The sequence below is a fragment of the Serratia oryzae genome (assembly GCF_001976145.1).
GTDB lineage: Bacteria > Pseudomonadota > Gammaproteobacteria > Enterobacterales > Enterobacteriaceae > Chania > Chania oryzae.
Map to the genome: position 1 here is coordinate 135,968 of NZ_MOXD01000013.1, position 10,750 is coordinate 146,717.

Consider the following 10,750-nt stretch of genomic DNA (forward strand, 5'->3'; position numbering starts at 1 on the left):
CTTTATTGACCGCGCATCTGCTGGTACTGCTGCTTAATTTGTTCGGCAACCTGCAGCAGGCTGGCTTCAATCTTCGCCAGGCCGCTGGCGGGAGTGAACAGGCACGGTTGATGCTGGCTGAATAACCGGCGTTGTTCCGCCAGGCGTTGGGTCAATGTTTCCATTTCGTCCAGCAGCGCCTGCGGTGTGCCACCGGTTGGTTTACCCGCTGAAGCCAATAATGATGGTTGACGGCTGACGTCCAGCACCGTCAAGTGCAATTGCTCATCCACTTCCAGTTCGATCTGCTGGGCAAAACCAATGCCGTTCAATTTAGCCCGCACATCCCCCCCTTTTTGCAGCCAGCTTTCCAATGCGCTGCTTTCGATACTGAGGTGGTTAACCTGGATATCATGCAGTTGCAGCGGTTTTTGCAGCAGCAGGGTCAAGGTGCTGCCAGCGAGCGGCGTTGCCAGCGCATACTGCGGTTTGCGGCTGAACATACCACCTTTTTTTATCAGGTAAATCGCTTGGCGATCGCTTTGCTGCTGCTGGTGTTGCATCCAACGGGTATGCGTCTGCTGTAGTTGGATTAGCAACGTCTGCTGCTGATAGGCCTGTTCAGCCAGCAGTTGGTCGATTTGTTGCTGCAGTAGTTTCAACGACGTGAGATCGTGCCACAGGCAGTCTTTCAGCAGCATCAAATCCAGCGGAGCAATGGTATCGCGGCCGCTAAAGAACGCACTGGCCTGCAGCAAGCGCAGGGATTTTTTCCAGCGGCGGTCGGAAACATAAGGAGCCTGTTCCAAGGCATCTAGGCGCTGGCGCAGCATAAAGATCAGCTCAAAGCAGTTTTCCGGCAATTTGACTTTATCGATCTGCGGCTGCCACTGGTGGAATTCTTCGTCGCTGATACTCAACGCTTCGGGCACTGGGTTATCGCTTTCACTTTGGCGGTTAATCAGCAAAGAACGGAAGTTCTGCTTATCCTGCACTTTATCGAGCCACAGGCGGATCAGCATCCGGTCATACAAGGCCTCAAGACTGTTGTCGGCTTCTGGCAGTTCGTTGGAAGCGGTGACCAGCAGGCGCAGTGGAATGGGATCTTCACTGTTGCCATTACGAAAGCGGCGTTCGTTGATCGCCGTCAGCAGCGTATTGAGGATCGCCGGGCCAGCCTTCCAGATCTCATCAAGAAACACGATTTCTGCTTCGGGCAAATAACCAGAGGTTAAGCGCTGGTAGCGCCCTTCATCTTTTAACGCCTGAATCGACAAGGGGCCAAACACTTCTTCCGGCGTGGAAAAACGCGTCATCAGATATTCGAAGGAGCGGGCACTGCGGAAAGCGAATTTCAGCCGACGGGCGATCAGGCTTTTGGCGATCCCTGGCGGGCCTAACAGGAACACGCTTTCGCCGCATAACGCAGCCAGCAGGCATAAGCGGATGGCTTCCTGCCGTTCATAAAGGCCGCTCTCCAGCGCACTGCTGAGGCGGGAAATCCGTTCTGCCAGAAGGGGTGATGACGCCATAAATAATCCGCGTTGTCCGTGGGTTAAGGCCAGTTTAGTTGGCGGTTAATCAATCTTGCTGCAGAATTCGATGATAAACCACCTTTTTCTAAAAGGCATAGCCTGTTGATTAGTATTATTTTTCTGTTATCAACAGGATATCTGGTTCACATTTTGTTGATTTTTAGCGGCAGAGATAAGGATGGGTAACCACGATAAATGGTGCATACTGTGCGCCTTTTATCTCCTTTGTCTTTCAAGCCATGGCAACATCGATCGGTTACTTGCGTTTGAAATCCATTCGGGAACGTGGGCGTAACGGATCATTAAGAGCCCGTATCTTTAGCTTGGTGCGGATGTAACGGCTGACGGATGTTCCAGTAAAAGAAACGAACTATGAGCACAGAGCGTAAACAGTCTTTATCGGCGGTAACCTTGGCGGCTATCGGGGTGGTTTACGGTGATATCGGCACCAGCCCTCTCTATACCTTGAGAGAATGTTTCTCCGGCCATTATGGTTTTGATGTCCGTCCAGATGTGGTTTTTGGTTTTCTTTCCCTGATCTTCTGGATGCTGGTTGTTATCGTCTCCCTGAAGTATCTCACCTACGTGATGCGCGCAGATAACGCCGGTGAGGGCGGTATTCTGACGTTGATGTCGTTAGCCGGGCGCAATACCTCGCCGCGCACAACCTCATGGTTGGTGATCCTTGGCCTGATTGGTGGCAGCTTCTTCTATGGTGAAGTAGTGATCACCCCGGCAATCTCGGTGATGTCGGCCATTGAGGGGCTGGAAATCGCCGCGCCGTCGCTTGATCCTTACATTGTACCGCTGTCGATTCTGGTGCTGACCTTATTGTTCGTTATTCAAAAGCATGGCACCAGCAGCGTCGGTAAGCTGTTTGCTCCGGTGATGTTGCTGTGGTTCATTGCCTTGGCTTTGCTGGGTTTACGCAGCATTATTGATAATCCCGAAGTGCTGCAGGCGTTGAATCCGAAGTGGGCGCTGAACTTCTTTATTGAATATAAGAAAGTCTCGTTCTTTGCACTTGGTGCGGTGGTGCTGTCGATTACCGGCGTAGAGGCTCTGTATGCTGATATGGGGCATTTTGGTAAATTCCCGATCCGCCTGGCCTGGTTTACGGTAGTACTACCTTCCCTGGTGCTTAACTATTTTGGTCAGGGGGCGCTGCTGTTGAAAAACCCTGAAGCGATCAAAAACCCTTTCTTCCTGCTGGCACCTGACTGGGCGCTGATTCCGTTACTGATCCTGGCGACCTTGGCCACGGTGATCGCCTCGCAGGCGGTAATTTCTGGCGTATTCTCCCTGACCCGGCAGGCGGTGCGTTTGGGTTATCTGTCGCCGATGCGTATTATCCACACCTCTGAGATGGAGTCGGGCCAAATCTATATCCCGGTCGTCAACTGGATACTGTACATCTCCGTCGTGCTAGTGATCGTGGGCTTTGAGCATTCAGGTAATCTGGCCGCAGCCTACGGTATTGCCGTTACCGGCACCATGGTATTAACCAGTATTCTTATCACATCGGTAGCGCTTAAAAACTGGCACTGGAACCGCTTCCTGGTGTTAGGCACCCTGACTATCCTGCTGATTATTGATGTACCGATGTTCTCTGCCAATGCGCTGAAACTGTTCTCAGGTGGTTGGCTGCCGCTGACGTTGGCGCTGGTGATGTTCATTATCATGACTACCTGGAAAAGCGAGCGTTTCAGCCTGCTGCGGCGTATCCATGAGCATGGCAATTCCCTTGAGGCGATGATTGCCTCGCTGGAAAAATCCCCGCCGGTGCGCGTGCCTGGCACCGCCGTGTTTATGTCACGTGCGATCAACGTGATCCCCTTTGCGCTGTTGCATAATCTAAAGCACAACAAAGTGCTGCATGAACGCGTGGTGATACTGACGTTGCGTACCGAAGATGCACCTTATGTGCACAACCTACGCCGGGTGACCATCGAACAACTGTCGCCGACTTTCTGGCGGGTGGTAGCCAGCTATGGTTGGCGTGAAACACCGAACGTGGAAGAAGTGTTCCACCGCTGCGGTTTGGAAGGGTTGCCGTGCCGAATGATGGAAACCTCGTTCTTTATGTCACATGAGTCGCTGATCCTGACCAAGCGGCCATGGTATCTGTTCTTGCGCGGTAAGCTGTTTATTGCCCTGAGCCGCAACGCACTGCGCGCGCCCGATCAGTTTGAGATCCCGCCAAACCGCGTTATCGAACTGGGAACCCAGGTCGAGATATAACGTTTTAAAGGCTCAGTTCATCAACTGAGCCTTTTTCTTTGTATCTTTGTCGACTGCGAGCGAAACGTTTCGATGGCGATCACATTTTTGCAACCTCATCATTGCCTTCCCCTGTTGTTTTTTTAAACTCTTCAACAAGCGAAACGTTTCGCTGTTGGAGTGATAACATGAAAAAAGGCGTACTACTGAATTCTGATGTTTCTGCCGTGGTGTCCCGCCTCGGTCATACCGATCAGATCACTATTTGCGATGCGGGATTACCGATCCCGGCTGGAACGCAGCGTATCGATCTGGCGCTGACTCAAGGAGTACCGACGTTTTTACAGGTGGTCGGGGTGGTCACACAGGAAATGCAAGTAGAAAACGCTATCCTGGCGGAAGAGATAGTTAAACAGAATCCGTCGCTCCATGAAGCGTTATTAGTTCAATTGCAACAACTTAGCCAACACCAGGGAAACACCATAAGCGTGAGCTATATCAGCCACAGCGAGTTTAAAACACAAACCGAGCACAGCCGAGCGGTGATCCGCAGTGGAGAATGTTCGCCGTATGCCAACGTCATTCTCTGCTCCGGCGTCACTTTCTGAGGCATCTATGCAACCGTTACTGCAACTGCAAGGGATCGATAAAGCCTTTCCCGGCGTCAAAGCGCTTTCTGGTGCCGCTCTCAGCGTCTATCCCGGTAGGGTGATGGCGCTGGTGGGGGAAAACGGCGCTGGGAAATCCACCATGATGAAAGTGCTGACCGGCATCTATAGCAAAGATGCGGGCAGCCAGCATTTTCTGGGTAAAGAGGTGGCGTTTAACGGCCCGAAAGATTCTCAGGAAGCGGGTATCGGCATCATTCATCAGGAACTGAACCTGATCCCACAACTGACCATAGCTGAGAATATTTTTCTTGGCCGTGAGTTCGTTAACCGTTTTGGCCGCATTGACTGGAAACGCATGTATGCCGAGGCAGACAAACTGCTGGCACGCCTGAATCTGCGCTACAGCAGCCATCGGTTGGTGGGGGAATTGTCGATTGGCGATCAGCAGATGGTCGAAATTGCCAAGGTGCTGAGCTTCGAATCGAAGGTCATCATCATGGATGAACCCACCGATGCGCTGACCGATACTGAAACCGCTTCTTTATTCAACGTCATCAATGAGCTGAAAGCCGAAGGACGCGGCATTGTTTATATCTCCCACCGTCTGAAAGAGATTTTTGAAATCTGCGACGATGTCACCGTGTTCCGTGACGGCCAGTTTATTGCCGAACGCCCGGTTACCGAGCTGCAAGAGGATTCGCTGATTGAGATGATGGTGGGCCGTAAGCTGGAAGAACAGTATCCGCGCCTGAATCTGCCGCGCGGTGAAAAACGTCTGCAGGTCAGCCATGTTTCTGGGCCGGGCGTTCACGACGTCAGTTTTACCCTGTATCGTGGCGAAATTTTGGGCGTCGCTGGCTTGATGGGCGCCGGGCGCACAGAGTTGATGAAGATTCTGTACGGTGCAGCACCGCGTAACAGCGGCATCGTGAATCTTGATGGCCATGAAGTCGTCACCCATTCGCCGCAGGACGGGTTGGCAAACGGCATCGTCTATATTTCTGAAGATCGCAAGCGCGATGGTTTGGTGCTGGGGATGTCGGTGAAGGAAAACATGTCGCTGACCGCCCTGCGCTATTTCAGCCGCCGCGGTGGCAGCCTGAAACACGCTGACGAACAGCAGGCGGTGGGCGATTTTATCCGTCTGTTCAATGTTAAAACGCCGTCAATGGAACAGCCGATTGGCCTGCTTTCTGGTGGTAACCAGCAGAAAGTGGCGATCGCCCGCGGGTTAATGACCCGGCCAAAGGTGCTGATCCTTGATGAACCCACACGTGGCGTCGATGTCGGCGCCAAGAAAGAGATCTATCAGTTAATCAACCAGTTCAAACAGGAAGGGCTGAGTATCATTCTGGTGTCTTCGGAAATGCCGGAGGTGCTCGGCATGAGCGATCGCATTCTGGTGATGCACGAAGGCCATCTCAGCGGTGAATTCCCGATTGAGCAGGCCACTCAGGAAGTGTTGATGGCAGCGGCCGTCGGCAAGCAATACGGCGTAAAGCAGGAGTAATCAGATATGAGTTCCCAGACTATCACAGCTAAGCGCTGGTTCAGTAAAGAGTGGCTGCTAGAGCAGAAATCACTGATCGCGCTGTTGGTGCTGATCGCTGTGGTGTCTTCAATGAGCCCGAATTTCTTCACCGTCAATAATCTGTTTAATATTCTGCAGCAAACGTCGGTGAACGCCATTATGGCGGTGGGCATGACGCTGGTGATACTGACTTCCGGTATCGATTTGTCGGTAGGTTCATTGCTGGCGTTGACCGGTGCGGTAGCGGCGTCGATCGTCGGCTTTGAAATCAATGCGGTGGTCGCCGTGGCGGCCGCCTTGGCGCTGGGGGCCGCTGTGGGGGCCTGTACCGGAGTGATCGTTGCCAAAGGCAAGGTGCAGGCGTTTATCGCCACGCTGGTAATGATGCTGTTGCTGCGCGGTGTGACCATGGTGTATACCAACGGCAGCCCGATCAACACCGGGTTTACCGATGTGGCTGATGCGTTCGGCTGGTTCGGTATCGGCCGCCCATTGGGGGTGCCAACCCCGATCTGGATTATGGCGATCGTGTTTATCGCCGCGTGGTACATGCTGCATCACACCCGCCTGGGGCGCTACATTTATGCACTTGGCGGGAACGAAGCAGCTACCCGCTTGTCCGGCATCAGCGTCGATAAAGTGAAGATTATCGTTTATTCGCTGTGTGGGTTGCTGGCAGCTCTGGCCGGAGTGATCGAAGTGGCCCGTCTGTCATCCGCACAGCCAACCGCCGGTACTGGCTATGAGCTGGATGCCATTGCGGCGGTAGTGTTGGGGGGCACCAGTTTGGCGGGGGGCAAAGGGCGTATTGTTGGCACACTGATCGGTGCGCTGATCCTCGGTTTCCTGAACAATGGTTTGAATTTGTTGGGCGTTTCTTCCTACTACCAAATGATCGTGAAAGCAGCCGTTATTTTGCTGGCGGTTCTGGTAGATAACAAAAAGCAGTAAGTTTCTTTAGAGGCGGGCTTTGCCGGCCCGCAGTATTCACGGACACTTCTTTTCTTACAGGAATCACGAACATGAAAATGAAAAAACTGGCTGTTTTCGCTTCGGCTATCGCTCTGTCGGCGACTCTGAGTGCTAATGCGCTGGCTAAAGACACTATCGCACTGGTGGTTTCGACGCTGAATAACCCGTTCTTTGTTTCGATGAAAGACGGTGCACAACAGGAAGCTAACAAACTGGGTTACAACCTGGTGGTACTGGATTCGCAGAACAACCCGGCAAAAGAACTGGCCAACGTGCAGGATCTGATGGTGCAACAGCCGAAACTGCTGCTGATCAACCCGACCGATTCTGACGCTGTCGGTAACGCGATCAAGATGGCCAACCAGGCCAAGATCCCGGTGATCACTCTGGACCGTGCGGCGGCTAAAGGTGAAGTGGTCAGCCACATTGCTTCCGATAACCGTGCAGGCGGTAAAATGGCCGGTGACTTCATTGCCAAGAAAGCGGGTGCAGACGCTAAAGTGATCCAACTGGAAGGTATTGCAGGGACTTCGGCGGCACGTGAGCGTGGTGAAGGCTTCAAACAGTCTCTGGAGCAGAACAAATTCAAACTGCTGGCCAGCCAACCGGCGGACTTTGATCGTACTAAAGGCTTGAACGTAATGCAGAACCTGCTGACCGCACATCCAGACGTGCAGGCAGTGTTCGCTCAGAACGATGAAATGGCGCTGGGCGCACTGCGTGCGTTGCAAACTGCTGGCAAAACCGATGTGGTCGTCGTGGGCTTTGATGGCACCGATGACGGCGTGAAAGCGGTTGAAGGTGGCAAACTGGCTGCAACTGTGGCACAGCGCCCAGATCAAATCGGGGTGATTGGTATTGAAACCGCCGATAAAGTGTTAAAAGGCGAAAAAGTGCCAGCCACTATTCCGGTCGATTTGAAGCTGGTGACCAAGTAAGTCATACCCTTCACGTTGCTGCCAGGCGGCAACGTGAATATCTGGGTAAGCAATTTCAGGAATCAATGCGATGGAAACAGGAAAGCTGGTGGTTCTGGGCAGTATCAATGCCGACCATATCCTTAATATTGAACAGTTTCCCCACCCAGGTGAAACGGTGATCGGGAAGCAGTATAACGTCGCTTTCGGTGGTAAAGGTGCCAACCAGGCTGTCGCAGCCGGGCGCAGCGGCGCGGAGATCGCCTTTATCGCTTGTGTTGGGGCTGACGATATGGGGGAGCGTATTCGCCAGCAACTGGCTACCGATCGCATTGACACTCAACCGATAGAAGCCATCGCCAACAAAACCACCGGCGTTGCGCTGATTTTTGTTAATGCCGACGGTGAGAACGTGATCGGCATTGATGCGGGGGCCAATGCGGCCCTGACTCCAGAGTATCTCAATCGCTATCAGCAGAAAGTGATTGATGCTGATGCGCTACTGATGCAGCTCGAATCCCCACTTGAGACGGTGATTGCCGCTGCCAAACTGGCCAAACAACATCAAACGCAGGTGATCCTCAACCCTGCTCCGGCTCGTGAGTTACCGGAGGAATTACTGGCGATGATCGATATCATCACGCCAAACGAAACCGAAGCCCAGCGGCTGACCGGTATTGCCGTTAATAATGACAGTGATGCTGCTCGTGCTGCCAACGTGTTGCATGATAAAGGTATTGAATGCGTGATTATCACCCTCGGTAGCCGGGGGGTCTGGTTGAGTGAAAATCGCCGCGGCAAGCGGGTAGCAGGCTTTAAGGTGAAAGCGGTGGATACCATTGCGGCAGGGGATACGTTTAACGGTGCGCTGGTTACTGCTTTACTCGAAGGTAAAGCCATGGACGCAGCCGTGCGTTTTGCCCATGCGGCAGCCGCGATTGCCGTAACTCGCGCTGGTGCTCAGCCTTCCGTGCCCTGGCGCACAGAGATCGACGCCTTCCTGCAGCAACAGGGGTAATGTTTTGGCCACTATGAAAGATGTTGCCCGTCTGGCAGGTGTTTCAACCTCGACGGTATCGCACGTGATCAATAACAATCGCTTTGTCAGCGACAGCGTGCGCAGCAAAGTTATGGCGGCCGTCGAACAGCTTAATTATGCCCCGTCAGCATTGGCTCGCAGCCTGAAGCTCAATACCACGCATACTATCGGTATGCTGGTCACCTCGAGTAATAACCCATTTTATGCCGAAGTGGTGCGTGGTGTGGAGCGTAGCTGTTATGAACGCGGCTATAGCCTGATCCTGTGCAATACCGAAGAAGATGCCGCGCGTATGAACCGCAGCATGGAAACCTTGTTGCAAAAGCGTGTCGATGGCTTGCTGTTGATGTGTACTGAAAGCCATCGCCCGTCGCCGGACGCGCTCAGCCGTTATCCCTCTTTACCTATTGTGATGATGGATTGGGCACCGTTTGAAGGGGCTAACGATGTTATTCAGGATAACTCGTTGCTGGGTGGTGAAATGGCAACCGATCATCTGATTAGCCGTGGTTATCGCAAAATCGCCTGCATTGCCGGGCCGCAGGATAAAACAACCGCATGCCATCGTCTGGCGGGTTATCGCCGCGCGATGCAACGTGCCGGGCTCAATATTCCGCCGGCTTATGAAGTGCATTGCAATTTTGAATTTGAGGGTGGTGTTCAAGCTATGCAGCAACTGCTGGCGTTAGCCGAACCACCGCAGGCGGTGTTTGCCGGGAACGATGCGATCGCCGTGGGGATTTACCAGGCTTTGTACCAGGTTGGATTGGTGGTGCCGCAGGATATGGCGGTCATCGGGTATGATGATATTGAATTGGCTAAATATTTGACGCCGCCACTCAGCACGATCCATCAACCGAAAGACTCTCTGGGGGAACTGGCCATTGATGCGTTGATCAATCGGCTGCAACACCCCGAACGTGATGCTCAAGTTCTGGTGTTGACGCCTGAATTGGTTGAACGTGCCTCCGTTGGCCACCTTATATAAAGAAGATTACGCGTTATCTTGTAGCAGAGCTTGGCATGCGGCCATGGCTGTTGCACTGTCTCCTGCCACGATGGCATCGACGATCGCCTGATGGCTTTGCAACTTAATCACTTCATTACCAGTAATTGCCCGAAAGTAGTTTTGATAAACCGAACTGAATAATTTGGCGAATGAGGTCAGAAAGGGGTTAGCGCTGGCGTTATATATTAACTGATGGTACTGGGTATCAACCTCAATCCAGCGTTCGCGATCAAAATCAGTGTGCAGCGTGCGCATCTCCTGCATCAGGTGCGTTAACTGTGCTTTCTGTTGCGCAGTGGCGTTGGTGGCTGCTAGAAAACATGCTTGAGGCTCAAGCGTGGTACGCAAAATCAGGAAGTGCTGCATTACCTGATCGAAATTCTCTTTTGTCATCCACCAAGCCAGTAAGTCTTGATCGAGGAAATTCCATTGGCTTTGTGGCATTACACGCGTACCGATACGTGGGCGTGGTAATAACATGCCTTTGGCGGCCAGCATTTTTACCGCTTCCCTGACCGCTGTGCGGCTGACACCAAACTGTTCCCCCAATTCCATCTCACCCGGCAGGATGCTGCCCGCTTCATATTCGCCCGCCAGAATCTGTTGGCCGAGCTTTTCTGCCAGCAGGTAAGAAAGGTTTCTCTGTGCGGCCTGTTGTTGAACATCAAATTGCATGGCTGCAGGTCCTTAGTCTTGCATTGTTATCTTTCATTTTACTCTAGGGTGCATCGGCTTTAGGGCTGATTTCGGGAAAAAGTGGCAAAAATGCTGCCTTATACAGCGTTTTGCTGAAAATATCCGCGCTTGAAACATTTTTTGAATTTAGGGGTTGCGGCCGGCGCGGAACTCCCTATAATGCGCCTCCACTGACCGGGAACAACGACTGACAAGGTCGCCCAGCCAGGAAGAACCAACCCAGTGAAAACACCGTTCTCAA

General features: G+C 52.8%; 9 protein-coding genes. 7 read left to right on the forward strand and 2 right to left on the reverse strand.

The window, feature by feature from the left end; translation table 11 throughout:
- Positions 1-2 precede the first annotated feature (2 nt).
- Positions 3-1,511, reverse strand: coding sequence for an ATPase RavA (gene ravA / locus BMI79_RS19940; protein ID WP_076943884.1), 1,509 nt, complete (start codon positions 1,509-1,511; stop codon positions 3-5).
- A gap of 375 nt (positions 1,512-1,886) precedes the next feature.
- On the opposite strand from ravA, the gene kup reads away from it, so the two are divergent.
- The 7 genes from kup (at position 1,887) to rbsR (ending at position 9,792) form a co-directional block, all read left to right on the forward strand.
- Positions 1,887-3,755: a low affinity potassium transporter Kup gene (kup, locus tag BMI79_RS19945; protein WP_076943886.1), complete on the forward strand. Its 1,869-nt coding sequence runs from the start codon at positions 1,887-1,889 to the stop codon at positions 3,753-3,755.
- A 167-nt stretch (positions 3,756-3,922) separates the two neighbouring features.
- Positions 3,923-4,342, forward strand: coding sequence for a D-ribose pyranase (gene rbsD / locus BMI79_RS19950; protein ID WP_076943887.1), 420 nt, complete (start codon positions 3,923-3,925; stop codon positions 4,340-4,342).
- A 7-nt stretch (positions 4,343-4,349) separates the two neighbouring features.
- Positions 4,350-5,855 carry a ribose ABC transporter ATP-binding protein RbsA gene (gene rbsA, locus BMI79_RS19955; protein WP_076943888.1) on the forward strand — a complete coding sequence of 502 codons (1,506 nt, stop codon included), beginning with the start codon at positions 4,350-4,352 and terminating at the stop codon, positions 5,853-5,855.
- Positions 5,856-5,861: 6 nt separating this feature from the next.
- A complete protein-coding gene (gene rbsC / locus BMI79_RS19960; RefSeq protein ID WP_076943889.1) occupies positions 5,862-6,827 on the forward strand; it encodes a ribose ABC transporter permease in 966 nt (321 codons plus the stop codon).
- Between the two features lie 71 nt (positions 6,828-6,898).
- Complete coding sequence (gene rbsB, locus BMI79_RS19965; protein ID WP_076943890.1) at positions 6,899-7,786, forward strand: ribose ABC transporter substrate-binding protein RbsB; 888 nt, start codon at positions 6,899-6,901, stop codon at positions 7,784-7,786.
- 70 nt (positions 7,787-7,856) lie between these two features.
- On the forward strand, positions 7,857-8,783 hold the full coding sequence (gene rbsK, locus BMI79_RS19970) for a ribokinase (protein WP_076943891.1): 927 nt from the start codon (positions 7,857-7,859) through the stop codon (positions 8,781-8,783).
- A 4-nt stretch (positions 8,784-8,787) separates the two neighbouring features.
- Positions 8,788-9,792, forward strand: coding sequence for a ribose operon transcriptional repressor RbsR (gene rbsR / locus BMI79_RS19975; RefSeq protein ID WP_076943893.1), 1,005 nt, complete (start codon positions 8,788-8,790; stop codon positions 9,790-9,792).
- 6 nt (positions 9,793-9,798) lie between these two features.
- Here rbsR and BMI79_RS19980 read toward each other — a convergent pair whose 3' ends face one another.
- On the reverse strand, positions 9,799-10,488 hold the full coding sequence (locus BMI79_RS19980) for a FadR/GntR family transcriptional regulator (protein WP_076943895.1): 690 nt from the start codon (positions 10,486-10,488) through the stop codon (positions 9,799-9,801).
- Positions 10,489-10,750: the final 262 nt, after the last annotated feature.